Origin of the sequence: Cryptosporangium phraense, assembly GCF_006912135.1 — a bacterium.
GTDB classification, from domain to species: domain Bacteria; phylum Actinomycetota; class Actinomycetes; order Mycobacteriales; family Cryptosporangiaceae; genus Cryptosporangium; species Cryptosporangium phraense.
In genome coordinates, this window is the sequence record NZ_VIRS01000064.1 from 1 (window position 1) to 18,525 (window position 18,525).

The 18,525-nt window shown below is 72.4% G+C and carries 17 protein-coding genes and 1 pseudogene; 6 read left to right on the forward strand and 12 right to left on the reverse strand.

All coding sequences use genetic code 11. From position 1 onward, the window contains the following. A pseudogene (locus FL583_RS39080) lies at positions 1 to 2,764 on the forward strand (hypothetical protein); the annotation flags it as partial. Next, positions 2,764 to 3,054, forward strand: coding sequence for a hypothetical protein (locus FL583_RS39085; RefSeq protein ID WP_142709974.1), 291 nt, complete (start codon positions 2,764 to 2,766; stop codon positions 3,052 to 3,054). The pseudogene FL583_RS39080 and the gene FL583_RS39085, both read left to right, overlap by 1 nt. Positions 3,055 to 3,156: 102 nt before the next feature. On the opposite strand, the gene FL583_RS39090 is transcribed toward FL583_RS39085, so the two are convergent. The 10 genes from FL583_RS39090 to FL583_RS39135 form a co-directional block, all read right to left on the reverse strand. Next, positions 3,157 to 3,654, reverse strand: coding sequence for a hypothetical protein (locus FL583_RS39090; RefSeq protein ID WP_142709975.1), 498 nt, complete (start codon positions 3,652 to 3,654; stop codon positions 3,157 to 3,159). Positions 3,655 to 3,664: 10 nt separating this feature from the next. Then, on the reverse strand, positions 3,665 to 4,027 hold the full coding sequence (locus FL583_RS39095; RefSeq protein WP_142709976.1) for a response regulator: 363 nt from the start codon (positions 4,025 to 4,027) through the stop codon (positions 3,665 to 3,667). Further along, positions 4,024 to 4,500: a chemotaxis protein CheX gene (locus FL583_RS39100; protein WP_142709977.1), complete on the reverse strand. Its 477-nt coding sequence runs from the start codon at positions 4,498 to 4,500 to the stop codon at positions 4,024 to 4,026. Before FL583_RS39100 ends, FL583_RS39095 begins: the two co-directional genes overlap by 4 nt. Beyond that, positions 4,497 to 4,874 (reverse strand): response regulator, encoded by a 378-nt coding sequence (locus FL583_RS39105; protein WP_170324108.1) that lies wholly within the window; start codon positions 4,872 to 4,874, stop codon positions 4,497 to 4,499. Before FL583_RS39105 ends, FL583_RS39100 begins: the two co-directional genes overlap by 4 nt. Before the next feature lie 14 nt (positions 4,875 to 4,888). After that, positions 4,889 to 5,740 carry a CheR family methyltransferase gene (locus FL583_RS39110; protein WP_142709979.1) on the reverse strand — a complete coding sequence of 284 codons (852 nt, stop codon included), beginning with the start codon at positions 5,738 to 5,740 and terminating at the stop codon, positions 4,889 to 4,891. Next, the gene (gene cheB, locus FL583_RS39115; protein ID WP_142709980.1) at positions 5,737 to 6,939 is read right to left on the reverse strand and encodes a chemotaxis-specific protein-glutamate methyltransferase CheB; all 1,203 of its coding nucleotides are present in this window, start codon (positions 6,937 to 6,939) and stop codon (positions 5,737 to 5,739) included. The genes FL583_RS39110 and cheB overlap by 4 nt, the downstream gene beginning before the upstream one ends. 120 nt (positions 6,940 to 7,059) lie before the next feature. Then, complete coding sequence (locus tag FL583_RS39120; RefSeq protein WP_142709981.1) at positions 7,060 to 8,025, reverse strand: hypothetical protein; 966 nt, start codon at positions 8,023 to 8,025, stop codon at positions 7,060 to 7,062. A 131-nt stretch (positions 8,026 to 8,156) separates the two neighbouring features. Then, positions 8,157 to 8,426, reverse strand: a complete 270-nt coding sequence (locus tag FL583_RS39125) for a hypothetical protein (protein ID WP_142709982.1) — start codon at positions 8,424 to 8,426, stop codon at positions 8,157 to 8,159. 9 nt (positions 8,427 to 8,435) lie between these two features. Continuing rightward, positions 8,436 to 8,891 carry a chemotaxis protein CheW gene (locus tag FL583_RS39130; protein ID WP_142709983.1) on the reverse strand — a complete coding sequence of 152 codons (456 nt, stop codon included), beginning with the start codon at positions 8,889 to 8,891 and terminating at the stop codon, positions 8,436 to 8,438. Then, complete coding sequence (locus FL583_RS39135) at positions 8,888 to 11,206, reverse strand: chemotaxis protein CheW (RefSeq protein ID WP_142709984.1); 2,319 nt, start codon at positions 11,204 to 11,206, stop codon at positions 8,888 to 8,890. The genes FL583_RS39130 and FL583_RS39135 overlap by 4 nt, the downstream gene beginning before the upstream one ends. Positions 11,207 to 11,341: 135 nt before the next feature. Between FL583_RS39135 and FL583_RS39140 the strand changes: the two genes are divergently transcribed. Continuing rightward, positions 11,342 to 11,713, forward strand: coding sequence for a response regulator transcription factor (locus tag FL583_RS39140; protein WP_142709985.1), 372 nt, complete (start codon positions 11,342 to 11,344; stop codon positions 11,711 to 11,713). Here the strand turns inward: FL583_RS39140 and FL583_RS39145 are convergent. Beyond that, positions 11,710 to 13,839 carry a sensor histidine kinase gene (locus FL583_RS39145; RefSeq protein ID WP_170324107.1) on the reverse strand — a complete coding sequence of 710 codons (2,130 nt, stop codon included), beginning with the start codon at positions 13,837 to 13,839 and terminating at the stop codon, positions 11,710 to 11,712. The two genes, FL583_RS39140 and FL583_RS39145, sit on opposite strands and share 4 nt — an antisense overlap. Positions 13,840 to 14,019: 180 nt before the next feature. Further along, positions 14,020 to 15,024, reverse strand: a complete 1,005-nt coding sequence (gene zapE / locus FL583_RS39150; protein ID WP_142709987.1) for a cell division protein ZapE — start codon at positions 15,022 to 15,024, stop codon at positions 14,020 to 14,022. A gap of 31 nt (positions 15,025 to 15,055) precedes the next feature. Here zapE and FL583_RS39155 point away from each other — a divergent pair, with 31 nt between their 5' ends. From FL583_RS39155 to FL583_RS39165, 3 genes are read left to right on the forward strand one after another with little or no spacing between them, the layout of a single operon-like run. Further along, positions 15,056 to 15,802: a pyrimidine reductase family protein gene (locus FL583_RS39155; RefSeq protein WP_142709988.1), complete on the forward strand. Its 747-nt coding sequence runs from the start codon at positions 15,056 to 15,058 to the stop codon at positions 15,800 to 15,802. A 5-nt stretch (positions 15,803 to 15,807) separates the two neighbouring features. Beyond that, complete coding sequence (locus FL583_RS39160; RefSeq protein ID WP_142709989.1) at positions 15,808 to 16,929, forward strand: ATP-dependent DNA ligase; 1,122 nt, start codon at positions 15,808 to 15,810, stop codon at positions 16,927 to 16,929. After that, positions 16,926 to 18,509, forward strand: a complete 1,584-nt coding sequence (locus tag FL583_RS39165) for an alpha/beta hydrolase (RefSeq protein ID WP_142709990.1) — start codon at positions 16,926 to 16,928, stop codon at positions 18,507 to 18,509. The genes FL583_RS39160 and FL583_RS39165 overlap by 4 nt, the downstream gene beginning before the upstream one ends. The last annotated feature ends 16 nt before the right edge of the window (positions 18,510 to 18,525 follow it).

Below are 18,525 nucleotides of genomic sequence, written 5' to 3' on the forward strand. Positions count from 1 at the left end.
GCGAGGGGCCGTAGGCGCTGCGGACGCGCGGGGGCTCGCGGTGGGCGCGGATGCGCGGGGCCTCGCGGACTCGCCGGGGTTCGTGGGCGGGGCCGAGGAGGCGGGTGGCGTTGGCCGGGTGGCCGGGCTGCAAGGTGCGGCCGGGGCGCGCTCGGCGGCCGACGTGACCGGGGCGACGGAGGAGCGGGGTCGCTCGGCCGGTCGCGGGGCGGCCGGACGGGCCGGCGCGCGCGGGACCGCGAATGGCGCACCGGGCGCGGGCACCCAAGCGGCGCCCGGCACGCTCGGCGTGACCGGCGTGGGTGGTGCGCTCGGCTCGGGTGGCGCGCTCGGCGCGAGTGGCGCGCTCGGCTCGGGTGGCGCGCTCGGCGCGAGTGGCGCGCTCGGCGCGAGTGGCGCGCTCGGCGCGAGTGGCGCGCTCGGCTCGAATGGCGCGCTCGGCTCGAATGGCGCGCTCGGCGCGAGTGGCGCGGTCGGCGGGACCGGGGCGTTCGGCGCCGAGGGGGCGGCCGACTCTTATCTCGGCTCCGCGGCGGTCGGCGAGCGGTCTGGGGCCGACCACATCCACGGCTCGAACGGAGCGCCGAGGGCCGTCGACGGCCTCCGGGCGGCGGGCGACGCGGGGGCGGCCGGCTCGCGAACCGGCGGCTCGGAGGCGCTGCGCGACCCCGAGGACTCGGCGGCGGACCTACGCCGGCGCACGAGCGCACGCCCCACGAACGGCGGCCGCGCCCCCGAGGGAGCGGTCGCATCCCGCGGCACCGCGGTCGCCCGAGGCTCGATCAGCCGCGCCGCCGCCGGCTCGACCGGCGAGTCCCCCGCACCGAACAGCCAGGCGCACAACGAGTCCGCGGCGAACGGCCGAGCGCACCCGGGCGCCCACGGCACCGTCATCGACGCCCTCGTCTCGGCCACCGCACCGGACCGGCCGGACCCACGCGTCCCGTCCGACGCGCGGAACCCGTCAGGCGAACGCGGCACGACCACCGGCCACCAGGAAGCGGCCGACCCCACAGGCGCACTACCCACGCACCGCGGCGGCGCCGCCGGACTCAACGGCACCGCGCCCGGGTCCGACCAGAACGCAGCGGCCGGGATCGGTGGCGGCGCGGTGTCGGCGGCCTCGGCGGCACGGGCGGCTCGGTCGGCCGACGTCGGGCTGGCCGGCATGGCCGCCAGCCGGGCCCGGGCCGCGAGCGTCGCGGCCGCGGCCAAGCGCGTCGGCGCCCTCAAGCCGGCCTCCCCCCTACCGACCCCACCCCTACCGGCCCCACCCCCGCCGGCCACACCCACATCAGCCTCACCCACACCGCCGCCGACTCGTACCCCCGCTCCCCCGGACGACGAGAACTCCTACGAAAGCCCCGGCTACGCCGACTTCGACGAACCCGCCACCGAACTGATCGTCGTCCGCCCCGACGCCGACGACATCACGATGGCCCACGTCATCCGCACCGATCGCACCACGGCGACCGGCACCGCCCCGGTCATCCCGGCCCACTCCCCGGCGCACTCTCCCGTCCGCTCCCCGGCCCACTCCCCCGTCCGGCCCGCCACCGGCCGCGCCGCCGTCCCCCCACCGGACGCCGACGAGCCCCCGACCGCGATCCACACCCTCCGCCGACCCGACCCCCACCCCGCCACCGACCCCCGCGCGGCCCATCCACGCCCGGTCGACCCCCGCGCGGCCCAACCCCTTCCCGTCGAAACCCGACCCGACCCACGCGCGGTCCAACCCCGCTCCGTCGAAGCCCGCTACGACCACCCCGCCGTCCAGCTCGTCCGCAACGGCGTCCCGGTCCACATCGCCGCCCGCGCGGTCGGGCCCGATCCCTGGTCGGCGGTGGCCCGGGCGGTCGCCGGGCTTCCGTACCCGCCTGCACTCCCGTCCCGGGCCGGCGAGGTGCTGGTGATCGTCGGGGAGACCGAACCGGCGCTCACCATCGCCGGACAGCTCGCCGCGCAGACCACGGTCATCGACCCGTCGGCGACGCTGGTCGCCGGCTCGATCGCGGGCACCGGTCTGCGCCGCTCGCACCGCATCTCCGGCCCTGAGGAAGCGATCCGGCGCGCGGCCGAGCTGCACACCTCGGCCGGGCCCCGCGTCGTGGTCGTGGAGGCGTCGGCCGGGCCGCCGGTGGGGCGGCGGGCCGGGGCCGGCTCGCCGCGAGCGACGATCGCCGCGCTGCACCCGGCCCAGGTCTGGGCCTGCGTCGACGCGACCCGGAAGAACGCCGACACGGCCCGGTTCCTCGACTCGCTCGACCGCGTCGACGCGCTGGCCGTCTACGGTGCCGACGCCACCGTGGAGCCCGGCAGCGTGCTGCATTTCGGGCTCCCGGTCGTCATGCTCGACGGCCGCCCGGCCACCGCCCGCCGCTGGACGACGCTGCTCTGCGAGCGGCTCACCGGCGGTCCGCTGGCCGGCGAGGGCGAGGGTCCGATCGCGCCGTTGGAACTCCCGGCCGGACGCCGGGGCGCCCACGAGAGCGCCCCCGAGCCACCGCCGGACCGCCCCCGCCCGAGCACCCACCGCGCCCCGGAACCCGACTACGCCAGCCGAGCCCCCGAACCCGGCTACGCCGCCCGCGCCCCCGAACCCGACTACGTCGGCCGCGTCCCGGCCTGGGCCCCCGACGCTCCCCCGGACGCCATCGGCGCCCACGCCGCCACCCCCAACGGCCAAGCCCTCAACGGCCACGCCCCCAACGGACGGGTCTTCCGCGGCTGGTGGCCCGATGACGGAGAACCCGGGACCCGCTGATGTTCGCGCGCTACTCGGTCCTGCTGCTCGCCGCGATCCTGGCGAGCCCCGCGCTCTGGCAGGCGTTCGTCATCGGCAATTTGGACGTCGACACCGCGCTGATCCGCTACCTGATCGCCGTCCTCGTGGCCGCGCTCATGCTCGCCATCGTCCGCTCGCTGTACCACGCGTACCAGCGCATCCACGAGGAACACGAGACCGAGCGGAAGCTCGAAGAGCTCCGCGCGGCCGAAGCCGAGCGCCGGGCCGCCGCCGCCGAGCGCGCCGCCGGCGAAAACGAAACCGCCTAGAAAAGAACGAAACCGCCTAGAACAGACCCGGGGCGGGGTGCGGAAGCGAAATCGCTCCCACGCCCCGCCCCGCCGGAACCACGGCCCGAGCCGGCCGGACGATCAGCCCGCCAATGAGATCCAGAGCCTTCCCGACCCGTACCCGGCCACGGTCACGTTCAGATCCAGCCGCGCACCCAGCGCGACCATCCGGCCCTGGATGTCGGCCGGCGCCGGCTCACCGGGCAGGTAGACCGCCTCCTTCTCCAGCCGGAGATGCGGCGTACCCTCCCGGTTGAGCAGCGCGGCCATGATGTTGCAGACCTCGCGGACGTTCTCGCCGACCATCTTCGTCAGCTCGTTGTCCTCCAGGCACGCCTCGGCGCCGCCCTTGGGGATCAGACCGATCGCCGCGCCGATCCAGGCCGACAGTGGCAGGTCCATCCCGCCGACCCCGGTGACGACGTTCTTGTCGTCGATGTAGACCGCCACCGTGGCCTTCTGCAGGTCGGCCGCGGAGGCCGGGGTCCCGTCGCCGACCGTGATGTCCTTGCCGAGGAGCTCCTCGAGCATGTCCCGGACATCCTTCGGCGACGGCAGTTGCGTCGTCGCTTGCGTCATGGAAGCCCCTTCACCCCAGGATCGAGTCGAGCTGCTCTTTGAACATCTCGGCCGTGAACGGCTTGGCGATCAGGAACAGCGCGCCGCCGGCAGCAGCGGTGTCACGCATCTCCGGGGTGCCTTCCGAGGTCACGAACCCGAACGGCGTCTGGTTGCCGCCGGCTCGCAACGCCCGGAGCGCCTCGATACCGGTCATGTTCGGCATGTTCCAGTCCGACAGCACCAGATCAAACTTGTCGGAATTCGCCTTCTCGACCAGTTGAGCACCGTCCTCGGCCTCGATCAGGTCGTGGCCGTCGTACCCGGCCTGCCGCAGCGTCCGAGTGACGATCTGGCGCATCACCCGGCTGTCGTCGGCGATCAGGATCTTCATGCGGTCTCCCCCCCTTGCGGCTTTTCCAGCACGCTGACCTCCATAGGCTCACCCATCCAGGTCGCCTCAAACCGACATATTTCGTCACCCGCGAGCCACGGGTCGTTCTCGGCGTCGTTGTGCACCTCGGGCAACCCGAGCGTGCACGGCTCCGGCAGCAGGCTCTTCACGTTGCCGCCGATGACGTTGGCCAGCTCGCCGAGCGCGTCGTCGACGTCGCCCTCGGAGACTTCGTCGGCCTCCATGCCGAGCAGGGCGGCCGCCGCCTCCTTGGAGGCGGTCGCGGAGCAGGCGACGAGCACCAGTCCGTGCCAGGCCCCCCGCACGGCCACCCCGGCGACGACGTCCTTGGACAGCTTGTCCGGCGGCAGCGGGATCAGCGGCTTCTCGCCGTCGGTGTCGAGGTAGGAGGCCCACACCTGCTCGGCGATCTGCTGGAGATCGTCCCCGGTCGGGGCCATCGTCGCGCTCACGCGTGGGCTCCGTCCGGGATCAGCCCGAGCATGACGAGCTTGTCGACGATCGCATCCGGGGTGAACGGCTTGATGACGTACTCGTGAGCGCCGGCGGCGAGCGCGCGGACGATCTGCCCGTGCTCGCTCTCGGTCGTCACCATCATCAGCGTCATCCCGCGGAACTTCTTGTCGGCGCGAACGGCGGTCACGAACTCCAGACCGTTCATCTCCGGCATGTTCCAGTCGATCAGGGCCAGTTCCGGCACCGACTCGAGCTCGGTGAGGCGGTCCATCGCCTCGCGCCCGTTGCCGGCCTCCACCACGTCGAAGTTCAGACCGGTGACGATGCGTCTGAGGATCAGCCGCATAGCCCGCGAGTCGTCGATCACCATGGCGAGCACTCGCCTCACCCCTTCCCCGGTGCGCCGACCGGCGCCGGAGTACCGGTCCGCGGCCGATAGGCCGACGTCCGTCCGGTGACGACGCGCTCGAAGCCGTCGTCGATTCCCATCGTGGTTTCGGCGGCGCCCAGGAAGAGCCACCCGTCAGGCTTCAGCAGATTGCGGATCCGTTTGAGCACTCCCCGCTTCGTCTCCACGTCGAAATAGATGAGGACGTTCCGGCAGAACACGACGTCGAACTGCCCCATCGGCGGGAAGGGAGCCGCCAGGTTCATCCGCTTGAAGGTGACGGCCTTCTTGATCGGGGCCGCCACCTCCCACTCCGGACCGACCCGGGTGAAGTGCTTGACCAGCAGCGGGGCCGGCAGGCCGCGGTTGACCTCGAGTTGGCTGTAGCGGCCACGCTCGCACCGGGCGAGCATCTCGGTCGAGATGTCGGTGCCGAGAATCTCGAAATTCCAGCCCGGTGGCAGGTTCTCCTTGAGCAGGATCGCCAGCGTGTAGGGCTCCTGGCCACTGGAGGACGCCGCCGACCAGACCCGCATGGTCCGCTGCGCTCCCCGCGACTTCACGATCTGCGGGATGACCAGGTCGGTCAGCGCGGTGAACGGCTCTCGGTCGCGGAACCACGACGTCTCGTTCGTCGTCAGCGCGTCGACGATCATGTCCCGGTCGGAACGACCGGACGGGCTCTGCGCACGGAGGAGGAACTCGGTGACCGAGGCCAGGCCCGCTTTGCGGGCCAGCGGCAGCAGTCGGGCCTCGACCAGGTATTCCTTCCCCGGTTCGAGCACGATCGACGCCTCCCGGCGGACCAGACTGCTGACGAACTGGAACTCGTGCGCCGAGAGGGTCATCGGACCACCGCCAACTTGTTGGCCCGGCCGTGGCCGACGCGAGCGAGCAGAGTGTCGGAAATCATGCCGAGCGGCAGCACCGCATCGGCGAGCCCGGCCGTGGCGACAGCCCCGGGCATCCCCCAGACCACAGATGTCTCCTCGTCCTGGACGACTATTTCGCTACCGACCTTGGCGAGGACCTCGCAGCCCTTCTTGCCGTCCTGCCCCATGCCGGTCAGCACGACGGTGAGGGCGTGCGCCCCGTACACCGACGCCACCGAGCGGAAGAGCGGGTCGACCGCGGGCCGGCAGGAGTTCTCCGGCGGTCCCTCGTGGAGCTTGGTGAGCACCGCGGTCCCCTGGCGCATGACCTCCAGGTGCTTGTCACCGGGAGCGATGTAGACGGTGCCGGGGGCGAGTGGAGTGCCGGCGACGGCCTCGACGACCTTGACCTGGCTACCGCGGTCGAGCCGGTCGGCGAACATCTTGGTGAAGACCGGCGGCATGTGCTGGACGACGACCACGGGCACCGGCAGGTCCTTCGGGAAACCCTGCACGACCTTGGCCAGCGCGTCCGGCCCTCCGGTCGAGCAGCCGACCGCGATGCAGTCGATCCGGTTCCCGGTCCCGCCCTTGGCGGCCCGGATCGGCGGCCGGCCCGCGGGGCCGGGCGGCCCGCTGGGCGCCGCTCCCGGCCGGACCGGCGCACCCAGCGGCGGACGTCCGGCGAGCGCGCCGGGCCGTCCGGGTGGGGCCCCCGCGCCCGGACGCGCCGGAGGCATCCCCGGCCGAGCCGGCGCGGCCCCGGGCCGCTGACGCGGCGCCAGCGCGTAGATGCGTGGGATCAGCTGCTCCCGGACGCTCTGGATCGACTCCCGGACGCTGCCGACGTTGGCCGGCTTGCAGACGTAGTCGCTGGCCCCGGCGGCGAGCGCATCGAGCGTCGCGGTCGCGCCGTTGGCGGTGAGCGTGCTGAACATGATCACCGGCAGGCGCTTGTGCTTGGGACGCAGCTCGCGCAGCGTGCCCAGCCCGTCGAGCACCGGCATCTCGATGTCCAGCGTCATCACGTCGGGTTTGAGCTCGTCGACCTTCGCGAGCGCGAGCCGGCCGTTCGACGCCGTTCCGACGACCTCGATACCGGGGTCGTCGGTGAGCGCGTCCACGATCAACCGCCGGACGACGACTGAGTCGTCGACCACCAGGACTCTGATCACGCGCGCCGCCTTCCCGTGCCGTGGTCCGCGCGGCAACAGGACCGGACGCACCTCGGGGCCGTCACGGCGTCCCTATCGGTCGCCGGGTGGCGAGGCTGAGTGCTTTGTGTGACCCGGGACTCAGCCGCCGAGTGCGGACGGGCCGAGCGTCGCGATCACCGGGCTGAGCAGCCGGTGAGCCGTCGCCGCGTCCACCAGGTCGCGCGCGGCCAGCGCCTGCGTCGCCCCGCTGAGCAGGTTCCACACCCCGGCGGCGCGCTCGGTCACCGGGATACCGCTGGTCTCCACTGCCTGGACCAGTAAGAACTGCGCGGCCGCGGCCTCGCGGATCCGGCCGGCCAGGTGCACCGCCCAGGTCGCCGAGTGGATCGCCGGAGCCCAGCCGGCCGAGTCCCGCCGTCCGGCCTCGGCCTGCTTGTAGAGCCGGGCCCCGTCCTGCTGGCCGAGGCTGGCGACGCGGTCGAGCAGCGCCTGCACCGAGGAACCGGTCGGGCCGAGCGACACCGGCCGCTCGGGCAGCCGCCGGCTGGCCGCGAGCCAGGCCCCGGCCAGCCGTCGCCGGATCGACGCGTCGAGCTCGTTCCGCAGATAGCCGGCGACGAGCGCGTCGCAGATCACCGCGGTGGCCTCGGACGCGGCCTCGGACTGCACCTTCGCCGGCTTGGGCCGGGGTTCGCCCGCGCCCGGCGGGAACTGCGGCTCCGGGGCGTCTTCGACGCCCGCCGCCGACCACGTCCAGTCGAGGACGTCGTAGCGCAGGCACTGGATCAGGCCGTCGACCGTACCCAGCGGCGCCCGCTGGAGCAGCCCCAGTGCCGCGCTGGCCCGCTTCTCGACCGGGGTGTCGTCGCCGGCCGCCGAAGCCAGCCCGGCGACGTCACGCACCGTAGGCTGAACCGTGGTCGCGATCTCGACCGCGGCCCACAGATCGGCGCGCTGGCCGGCGTCGAGCCGGTGCTCGGCGATCAGCGCGAGGTCGTCGGTATCGAGCGACAGAGCGCGCGTCAGGACGTCCGAGACCGCGGCCCCACCCTCGATCCGGGTGAGGTCGAAGCCGAGGACCGGGGCGCTGACCAGGCTGTACACGTTCGCCAGTGTGACACCCGGCAACCGTCACGCCAAGGTCGTGTTCGGAGGACGCCGCCGGCCGCCGCCTGCGATGTGACCACGCCGACAGCCCCGGGGTGCGTTGCACCCCGGGGTTACTCAGCGTGAGATCAGGCGGCGCGGCCCCCGAGGTCGGTGACGACCTGCTCGGCGTCCTGGACGAACCGGGGCGCGACCGACGCGAACGCCCGGAGCGGGTCGGGACCCGGCACGTCGTCGCGGTCGAGCGGGCCGAGCGCGCCGATCAGGTCCACCGCGCCGGTCGGCGGCGCGTCCCCGATCGGGCCCACCGAGCCGAGCAGCAGCGCGAGCAGAGCAGCCTGCTCCCCCACCGCGGCGCACACGGCGTCGCCGACCGAGGTCGTCTGGGTTGCGTTCACCGGAGCCTCCTAGCGGGCCGCGGCCTTGGCCGCCGAGTTGGGCGCCAGGTCCACCGCGCGCCGCGCGTCGAGCGCGAGCATCAGCCGGCTGTCGAGCTTGAACGCGCCGATGATCAGCTCCCGGAGCGGTCCGGCGAGCGTGTCCGGCGGCGGCTCGAACGTGTCGGACTGCAGCTCGACCACGTCGCCGATCTTGTCGACGAGCAGGCTGATCGCCTCGCCGTCCTCCGACACGATGACGTTCATCGACGGCTTGGACATGTCCCGCGGCTCCAGCCCGAGCCGGACGCCCAGGTCGACCGCGGCCATGACCTGGCCCCGCAGGTTGATCAGGCCGCCGACCGACTTGTCGGCCAGCGGGACCCGGGTGTACTCGCTGAACCGCAGAACCTCGACGACCTTCTCCACGCCCACCCCGAACAGCTGGTCGGCCACTTCGAAGGTCGTGTATTGGCGCGATGTCATACCGCACTCATCTCCTCGAGGCCGCCGCTGTAGTTCTCCGCGTATTCGTCGATCGCGTCGAAGAAGTTGACGTCGGCGGCCAGGATCGCCTGCCGGACGTCGAGCATCTCGGTGACCCGCTGCTGGATGACCGCGGAACCGGTCAGACCGGAGTCGTCCAGGTCGCTGTGGGTCGCGGTCGAGTCCTCGACGATGTCGACGATCTTCTCGACGGCGAGCGCGACGCTACGGCCGCGCTCGCTGTAGACGACCACCGGCACCGAGTCACCGTCCTCGGCCGGGTACGCGCCGAGCAGGTGGGCCAGCCGCACCAGCGGCAGGATCTTGCCGCGGTACTGCACGACCTCGCGGCTGCCGACCCGCTCGATCTTCTCGACCGGGAACTCCTCGAGCCGGGTGACCATGTCCAGCGGCACCGCGACCCGCCGGTCGCCGACGCCGGTGATGAGCAGCCGGTTGCCGCTGCCGACCGAGCCGCTCGACTGCGAGCTGTCGCCACCGAGGCCGGCCTTCTCGACCGCCTGCGCGGCCAGCAGCGAGCGCCGGGCCAGCGACTGGACGTCGAGGATCAGCGCGACCTTGCCGTCGCCCAGGATCGTCGATCCCTGGTAGACGCCGATGTCCTTGAGCAGCGTCGCCAGCGGCTTGACGACGATCTCCTCGGTGTTCAGGACGCGGTCGACGACCAGGCCGAACCGTCGTCCCTCGGCCTGCAGTACCGCGATGTAGACGTCCTTCTCGCTGGAGCCGACCGGCAGGCCGAGGCTCTCGTCCAGCCGGACCAGCGGCAGCAGCTTGCCCCGCAGCCGGTAGACCGGCGCTCCCGAGACGTGCTCGATGTTCTTGTCCGACGAGCCGTCGACGAACACCAGCTCGTCGACCGCGATCTGCGGGATCGCGTACTGCTCGGTGCTGCACTCGACGGTCAGCGCCTGGATGATCGCCAGCGTCAGCGGGATCGTCAGCCGCCAGACCGTGCCCTTGCCGGGCGTCGAGTCGACGTCGACCGTGCCGCCGATCTTCTCGATGTTGGTCTTGACGACGTCCATGCCGACGCCGCGGCCGGAGACGTTCGTGACCTTCTTGGCCGTCGAGAAGCCGGGCTGGAACAGCAGCTGGAGGATGTCGCTGGTCTCCATCCGGGCCAGCTGGTCCCGGGTGATGACGCCCCGGTCGAGCGCGGTGGCGGCGACCCGCTCGGGGTCGATGCCGGCGCCGTCGTCCTGCACCTCGACGACGACGTGCCCGCCCTCGTGGTAGGCGCGCAGCGTCAGCGTGCCCTCGGGGTTCTTGCCGTTGGCCGTCCGGACGTCCGGCGGCTCGATGCCGTGGTCGACCGCGTTGCGGACGAGGTGGGTCAGCGGGTCCTTGACCGACTCCAGCAGGCTCCGGTCGAGTTCGGTGTCCTTGCCCTCCATCGCCAGCCGGATCTGGCGTCCGAGCTGGCTGGAGAGGTCACGGACGACCCGGGGCAGCTTCGACCAGATCTGGTCGATGGGCTGCATCCGGGTCTTCATCACGGATTCCTGCAGCTCGGACGTGATCAGGTTGAGCCGCTGGGTGGTCCGGGACAGGTTCGGGTCGGACATCTCGCTGACGCCCCGGACCAGCTGGTTACGGGTCAGCACCAGCTCGCCGACCAGGCGCATCAGCGCGTCGAGCAGATCGACGTCGACGCGGATCGAGCTCTCGGCGACGCTCCGGCGCTGCGGGGCACCGCCCTCCTCGCCCGGTTCGGGCGGCCCGGGCGGGGCGCCGCCACCGCGCGGGGCGGGCACGTCCGCGGCCTTGGCCGGCTCGGGTTCGGGCGCGGCGGCCGCCTCGGGCTCCGCCTCCGGCGTCGCTGGAGCAGCCTCGGGGGCCGCCTCGGCGACCGCCTCGGCCTCGGCCGGCGCTTCCGCGGCCGGCGCGGCCTTGGGCTTGCCCGACCCGTCCTCGATACAGGCGGTCACCTGCTCGATGACGCTCTGGACGTCCATCTCGCCCTCGGCGCCCTGCTCCTCGATCTGCGTGAGCAGACCGCGGACCGTGTCGACCATCCGGAGCAGCGCGTTGGCACTCTCGACGTTCATCGACTGGGCACCGTCACGCAGACGGGAGAGAAGCGACTCGCCGGCGTGGGTGACGGTCTCGAGCCGGTGGAACGCGAGGAAGCCGCTGGTGCCCTTGATCGTGTGGATCGTGCGGAAGATGCTCGACAGGAGTTCGCGGGAGTCGGGGTGCTGCTCCAGCGCCACCAGGTCCCGGTCCAGCTGATCCAGGTTTTCGTGGCTCTCGACCAGGAACTCTTGAACGATGTCGTCCAACTCGTCCACGTTCGTCTCCCTCTGCTCGTCGCGCGTTCCATCGACGCAACTGGGGTTCACCTGAGGAAAGGCGTGCCCCCGGGGCTGAAACTGCACCCGTTTGGCTATGCTTAAGGGTGTAATGCCCGTTCTGTGGGGGGCTCAATGAGTACGGTGCTGATCGCCGACGACGATCCGGACATCCTGGCGCTGGTGACGTTCAAGGTGAAGCAGGCCGGCTACCACTTGATCACCGCGACCGACGGAGCGGCGGCCCTGGCCGCGGCCCGCGAGACCACGCCCGACCTGTGCGTGCTCGACGTGTCGATGCCCCGGATGTCGGGGCTCGAGGTGTGCCGCGAGCTGCGCAAGGACGAGGCGACCGCGAAGGTGCCGGTGCTGCTGCTGACCGCTCGGGCGCAGGAGGCCGACATCGAGGCCGGCTTCGACGTCGGCGCCGACGACTACGTCGTCAAGCCGTTCAGCCCCCGCGAGCTGGTAGCCCGCATCACCGCGATCCTGGGCCCGGCGTCCTAGCTGCTGGTGCTGGTGCTGGCCCGGGCCAACGCCCGGGCCTTGGCGGCGGCGATGGCGGCGGCCCGGGGGTCGGTGGCCTCGTCGGTGGTGACCGGGGCGGTGGCGGCGGCCCGGGGCAGGCTGAGGGTCAGCGTCGTGCCCTGGTCGACGGCGGAGGCCAGCGCGACGTCACCGCCGTGGCGCTCGACGATCGAGCGCGTGATCGCCAGGCCCAGGCCGGTACCCTGGATCGCGCTGGTCACCGCGTTCGAGGCCCGCTGGAACGGCTGGAACAGCTTGTCCTGGTCGTCGGCCGGGATCCCCATCCCGGTGTCCGCGACCTCGATCACGACCCGCTCCGCGCCTGCGGCGCGCGCCGACACCCGCACCGACCCGCCGGCCGGGGTGAACTTCAGCGCGTTCCCGACGACGTTCAGCAGCGCCCGCTCCAATTGGCGGACGTCCCCCACCACCGCGAACCCGTCGGCCCGGGCGCAGTCCAGCGTGAGCCCGGCCTCGGCGGCGGCCGGGCCGAGCGTGCCCTGCACGCGGTCGATCAGCGCGGACACCTCGACCCGGGTCGCGGCCAGCTCCAGGCTGTTCGCGTCGATCCGGGACAGCGTGAGCAGGTCGCCGACCAGCTCGCGCAGCCGCTCGGCGTTACGCTCGATGATCGAGAGGCTGCGGTGCTGGGACTCCGACAGGTCGCCCTGGTCGCCCGAGAGCAGGATCTCCAGGTAGCCGAGGATGCTGGTCAGCGGGGTCCGCAGCTCGTGCGAGACCGTGGAGATGAAGTCGGTCTTCTGGCGGTCGAGGTCCTGGAAGCGTTCGGCGAGTTCGCGCTGGTGGGCGTAGATCTGGGCGACGTGGAGGCCCCGGCCGGTGTCGGCCGCGACCGCCTCGACCAGCGCCCGTTCGTCGTCGGTCCAGGCGCGGGCCGCGTCGGCCTGGATCAGGACGAGCAGGCCGGAGAGCTCTCCGTCGACCGAGAAGCCGGTGAGCAGGCACGACTGCGCGTTCGTCGTGTCGAGGACCCGTGCGGCGAGCGCCTGGGCGCCCGGCTCGGGCGGCTCGGTGGGTGGCGGGGTGGCGTTCCGCCAGGCGCAGCCCCGGGGCCACTCGGGCGCGGCCGTCGCTTCCCGGAGCGCGTCGGCGGACGGCGGCGCGAGGCCGGCCCGGGTCCAGAGCCGGTCGGCCCCGGTCGGTCCGGTCCCGTCGGCCAGCCGGACGTAGACGTGGTCGACGCCCAGCGCGACGCCGAGCCCCACCGTCACCTCGCCGAGGATCGCGTCCTCGTCCAGCGAGCCCCGGACGCTGGCGCCGAGATCGTGCGCCTGCTGCCGGATCCGCGCCCGCCCGGCCTCGTGCGAGTGCAGCCGCTCGCTCTCGTCGGCCAGCTCGTTCAGCGCCCGGACGACCTGGCGCACCTCGGGCGGCCCGGTGTCGCGTCCCCGGGCCGTGCGGTCGCCCCGGCCCAGCAGCGTCAGCGTCGTCCGGATGTTCTCCAGGGGCGTGATGAGCAACCGGCGGGTGCGCAGACCGAGGAGCAGCACCACGCCGACGGCGAGGACGGTCAGCGAGGCGGTCACCGTGTCGCTGACGGTGCTGATCAGGCGGAAGCGGTTCACCGCGTCGGCGCGCTGCGCGGTCAGCTCGACGCCGACCCGCGCGTTCGCGGCGCGCAACTGGTCGAAGAGGGCCTTGCCCTGCACCGAGACGGCCGGTTGCAGCGCGGCCGAGGCGGTCCCGTCGGACGGGGACTCCGGCAGCGCGGCCGACGGAGCGGTGAACGCGAGCCAGGCGTCGGCCCGCGCGATCTCGGCCACCACCAGCGTGCGCAGGGTGTCGGAGTCCGCGGCCTCCAGCACCGCGTCCCGCTCCTCCGGGTAGCGGGCCACCCCGAGCCGGTAGGGCTGCAGGAACGACGGCTCGCCGGTGAGCTGGTAGCCGCGCAGGCCGGTCTCGGCGTCGGTGAGGACCTGCAACAACGCCGCGTTCGCGTCGGACGCCCCGGCCGCGCGGGTGATCGTCGCGTCGACGTCGTGGGTCAGGTAGTGACCGACCGCCAAGCGGGCCGCGCCGAGGCCGAGGAGCAGCGCGACGAGAGCGCCGAAGCCCACCCGCAGGATGCTCGCCGTTGACGTCATAGGCAGGGAATACCACCCGTTTGCGGCAAAAGTAACTTTTACTGGCATTTATTATGCAGCACACTGGCCGCATGATCTGTCCGCCGTGCCGCGACGGCCGACACGCCGAATGCCGCGGCGAATCCTGGTGCGACTGCCAGCACCGAATGCCCAGCCCGCCGAAGCGTCCGGACGGGCCGTCTACCGAGTAGCGCCCTCTCGGGCCAGAGCGGTGATCCGGGAGAGGGCTCGGAGGTACTTCTTGCGGTAGCCGCCGGCGAGCATGTCGGGCGGGAAGATCTGGTCGACCGGGACGCCCGACGCCAGTACCGGCAGGCTGCGGTCGTAGAGGCGGTCGACGAACACGACGACCCTCAGCGCGGTGTTCTGGTCGGCGACCGGCGCCAACCCGGTGAGCCCCACCAGCGTCACGTCGTCCAGCAGCGCGCCGTAGCGCGAGGGATGCAGGCGGGCCAGGTGCTCGAGCAGTGCCGGCCAGTCGTCCAGCGTGGCGGCGGGGTCGGCCGCGGTCCGCTCGCGCACGGTCTCCGGCGCCAGCGGCGCGGGCGCGTCGACCGCGTCGCGGTGGCGGTAGTCCGGCCCGTCGACGCGGATCGCGTCGAACTGCGACGACAGGGCCTGGATCTCGCGCAGGAAGTCGTCGGCGGCGAACCGCCCCTCGCCGAGTTTGTCGGGCAACGTGTTCGACGTCGCGGCCAGCGCCACTCCCCGCTCGACCAGCCGGCTCAGCAGCGACGAGACGAGCACGGTGTCGCCCGGATCGTCCAGCTCGAACTCGTCCACGCACAGCAGGCGGAGCCCTCCCAGGGCGTCGACCGTGCCGGCGAAGCCGAGCGCACCCACGAGGTGGGTGAACTCGACGAACGTGCCGTAGGCGGCGGGCTTGGGGGCCGCGTGCCAGAGCGACGTGAGCAGGTGGGTCTTCCCGACGCCGAACCCGCCGTCGAGGTAGATCCCCGGCCGTCCGGCCGGAGCCGCCGCCTTTCTGAAGAAGCCTCTCCGCGGTGGTGGCGCGGCCAGCCGGTCCGCGAACGCGGTCACCGCGGCCAGGGCCGCGGCCTGCGACGGCTCGTTCGGATCCGGACGGTAGGTCGCGAACCGCGCGTCGGCGAACCGCGGCGGGGGGACCAGCTCGGCGACGAGCCGAGCCGGGGCCACCTGCGGGTTCCGGTCGGCGAGTCGCACGACCCGAGCCTACGGGTGGTGGGATGGACCCATGCGTCTGCTCCACCCCTCCCCGGTTCTTCTCGACGACGCTGCCCTGGCGCAGCTCTACGCCACCGATCGGAGCGTCCCCCGGCTACGGCTGAACTTCGTGGCCAGCGCCGACGGCGCGGTCAGCGTCGACGGGCTGTCCGGCGGCCTGCAGAGCCCGGCCGACCAGCAGGTCTTCAAGCTGCTCCGCGCCTGGTGCGACGGGCTCGTCGTGGCCGCGGGCACCGCGCTGGCCGAGGACTACGGCCCGGTGACCCTGGACGCGGCCCGCCGTTCATCGCGGGTGGCGGCGGGGCTGGCTCCGACGCCGACGCTGGTCGTCGTGTCGGGGTCGCTCTCGATCGACCCCGGGCACGCGTCGCTGGCCAAGGCCCCGGTGCGGCCGATCGTCGTCACCGCGCCGGACGCGCCCGCGGACCGGCGGGAGGCGCTGTCCGAGGTGGCCGACATCGTGGTGGCCGGCTCCGCGGGGCGCGTCGACCTCGCCGCCGCCCGGGACGCGCTGCACGAACGGGGGCTCACCCAGCTGCTCTGCGAGGGCGGCCCCACGCTGTTCGGCACGCTGATCGCCGACGATCTGGTCGACGAGCTGTGCCTGACCGTGGCTCCGCTGCTGGCCGGGGGCGGCCCGGGCCGGATCAGCGCCGGTCCGTCCGCTCCGGACCCGCGGACGCTCGCGCTGGCACACGTCGTCGAGGACGAGGGTGTGCTGTTGCTGCGCTATTGTCGCCCGTCTCTGCTTCACTGACGCCCATGAGCGAAGAAGACACCTGGTCGCTCCCGGTATCGCCGCCGGTCGAGCCGATGCTGGCCAGCCCGGTGAAGGGCATCCCGGTCGGCGAGGGCCTGCATTACGAACCGAAGTTCGACGGGTTCCGCTGCATCATCTTCCGCGAGGGCGATCGGGTGGTGCTCGGCAGCCGCGGCGGCAAGGAGCTGCAGCGGTACTTCCCCGAGGTCGTCGCCGAGATGCGCACCTCGCTGCCCGAGCGGTGCGTCGTCGACGGGGAGCTCGTCGTCATCATCGACGACAAGCTCGACTTCGACGCGCTGGCCCAGCGCATCCACCCGGCCGCCTCGCGCATCAACCTGCTGGCCGAGCAGACGCCGGCCCACTTCATCGCGTTCGACCTGCTGGCCGTGGGCGACGAGTCGCTGATGGAGGTCGGGTACGCCGAGCGGCGCGCGCGGCTCGCGTCGCTGTTCCCGGCCGACGGCAGCCCGTCCGGGCCGCGCACCCACCTGACGCCGGTGACGACCGACCCGGAGACCGCGCAGCAGTGGTTCGAGCAGTTCGAGGGGGCCGGGCTCGACGGGCTGATCGTCAAGGCGCCCGAGGATCCGTACCTGCCCAACAAGCGGACGATGAAGAAGGTGAAGCACGCCCGCACGGCCGACTGCGTGGTCGCCGGGTTCCGCTACCACAAGTCCGGGCCGATCGTCGGGTCGCTGCTGCTCGGGCTGTACGACGAGGACGGTCACCTGCACCACGTCGGGGTGTCGGCGTCGTTCACGGCCAAGCGCCGGGCCGAGCTCATCGACGAGCTGGCTCCGTACGCACTGTCCGATCTCTCCCAACACCCGTGGTCGGCGTGGGCCGAGCAGACCGTCGACGGGCCGCCGCCCGGGTCCGACCCGACCCGGATGCCCGGTGCGCCCAGCCGCTGGACCGGCAAGAAAGACCTCTCGTGGGAGCCGTTGCGCCCCGAACTCGTCGTCGAAGTGGCGTACGACCACATGGAGGGCGACAGATTCCGGCATACTGCGCGTTTCGAGCGTTGGCGGCCTGACCGGGAACCCCGTTCATGCACTTATGCTCAGCTCGACCGTCCTGTCCGGTTTGATCTGGAACGCGTATTGAAGGGCTCTCCGTGACCGTGCGCCGATCCCCCCGGCTCTCCCTCTTCGTCGTAGGCCTCGTCGCTGCTCTCGGGCTGTCGGCCTGCACGCTGTCCGGGCAGGAGGGTGAGTGGCGCTCGGTCCCCCAGGCCGAGCCGTCGGTCACGGCACAACCGCAGAGCCCGACCCCGGCGCCCACCGACAACGGCAAGGTCGCCTGGACGGACTGCAAGGCCGAGATCGAGCGGACGATCGGCACGGCGCTCTCCGGCGTCAAGGTCGACTGTGGTGCGGTCGCGGTGCCGCAGGACTGGGCCAATCCCACCGGTGAGACGTTTAGCATCGCGATGGTGCGGATCCGGCGGGAGGAGCAGCGCAACCGCATCGGCTCGCTGCTGGTGAACCCTGGCGGCCCAGGGGCGTCGGGCATCGAGCTGGCCGCGCAGACCCCGCTGTTCCTGCCCGGCGACGTGATGGAGCGCTTCGACGTCGTCGGGTTCGACCCGCGCGGGGTCGGTAAGTCGGCGCCGATCGACTGCCTGCCCGCGGCCAGCAAGGACTCGCTCACCGCGGCCAACCCCGATCCGGCGCCCCAGAAGGAGTTCGACGAGCAGGTCGACCTCTGGCGCACGGCGGCGAACGCGTGCGCGTCCCGGTACCAGGGCACGCTCGGCTACTACAGCACCGAGCAGACGGCCCGCGACATGGACGCGATCCGCGACGCGCTCGGCGACACGAAGATGACGTACCTGGGCTACTCGTACGGGACGCTGCTGGGGGCGGTGTACGCGCACCTGTACCCGAGCCGCGTGCGGGCGTTCGTACTCGACGGTGCGGTCGACCCGAACCTCGACGGCATCACCGCGTCCGAGGGGCAGGCGGCCGGGTTCGAGAAGGCGTTCAACAACTTCAGCGCCGCCTGCAAGGCCAAGGGATCCGGCTGCCCGATCGGCCCGGACGCCCGGCGGACGCTGCACAACGTGCTGATCGACGTCCAGAAGAAACCGGTGCCCGGCACCGGCGGCGAGACTCGCGCCGCGACGACCGGGCACGTCGTGTCGGCGGTCACCGCGGCGCTGTACGTCAAGGCGCAGTGGCCGACGCTGGAGCGGGCGATCGCCGACATCGCCAAGGGCGACCCGACCGGGGTGTTCTCGCTCAGCGACAACTTCACCGGCCGGATCTCCGACGGCGCCTACGACAACATGACCGACGCGTTCACCGCGATCAGCTGCACCGACGAGCGGAATCCCCCGACCGTCGCGACCGTGCGGAAGCTGCAGACCGAGTGGCGCAAGAAGTACCCGCTGTTCGGTGCGCCGCTGGCGATGACGCTGCTCTCATGCGCGGTGTGGCCGGGTACGCACGATCCGTACCCGGTGGGTACCGCGCTCGGCGCGCCGCCGATCGTCGTCGTGGGCACGAAGGGCGATCCGGCTACGCCGTACGGGAACACCGCGAAGCTCGCGAACGAGATCGGGACCGGCCGGGTGGTCACCTGGGAGGGCGAAGGCCATACCGCGTACCCGCAGACCAATTGCATCCGAGAGAACATCAGCAACTACCTGATCACAACGGCCCCGCCGCCCGACAACCTGGACTGCCCAGCCAACTAGGGCTGCGCGCCCGGCC

Excerpts from the sequence above, each read along its gene's own strand:
- FL583_RS39085 (WP_142709974.1), top strand. The coding sequence starts at position 2,764 with ATGTTCGCGCGCTACTCGGTCCTGCTGCTCGCCGCGATCCTGGCGAGC.
- FL583_RS39090 (WP_142709975.1), bottom strand. The coding sequence starts at position 3,654 with ATGACGCAAGCGACGACGCAACTGCCGTCGCCGAAGGATGTCCGGGAC.
- FL583_RS39095 (WP_142709976.1), bottom strand. The coding sequence starts at position 4,027 with ATGAAGATCCTGATCGCCGACGACAGCCGGGTGATGCGCCAGATCGTC.
- FL583_RS39105 (WP_170324108.1), bottom strand. The coding sequence starts at position 4,874 with ATGGTGATCGACGACTCGCGGGCTATGCGGCTGATCCTCAGACGCATC.
- FL583_RS39110 (WP_142709979.1), bottom strand. The coding sequence starts at position 5,740 with ATGACCCTCTCGGCGCACGAGTTCCAGTTCGTCAGCAGTCTGGTCCGC.
- FL583_RS39130 (WP_142709983.1), bottom strand. The coding sequence starts at position 8,891 with ATGACATCGCGCCAATACACGACCTTCGAAGTGGCCGACCAGCTGTTC.
- FL583_RS39140 (WP_142709985.1), top strand. The coding sequence starts at position 11,342 with ATGAGTACGGTGCTGATCGCCGACGACGATCCGGACATCCTGGCGCTG.
- FL583_RS39145 (WP_170324107.1), bottom strand. The coding sequence starts at position 13,839 with ATGACGTCAACGGCGAGCATCCTGCGGGTGGGCTTCGGCGCTCTCGTC.
- FL583_RS39155 (WP_142709988.1), top strand. The coding sequence starts at position 15,056 with ATGCGTCTGCTCCACCCCTCCCCGGTTCTTCTCGACGACGCTGCCCTG.
- FL583_RS39160 (WP_142709989.1), top strand. The coding sequence starts at position 15,808 with ATGAGCGAAGAAGACACCTGGTCGCTCCCGGTATCGCCGCCGGTCGAG.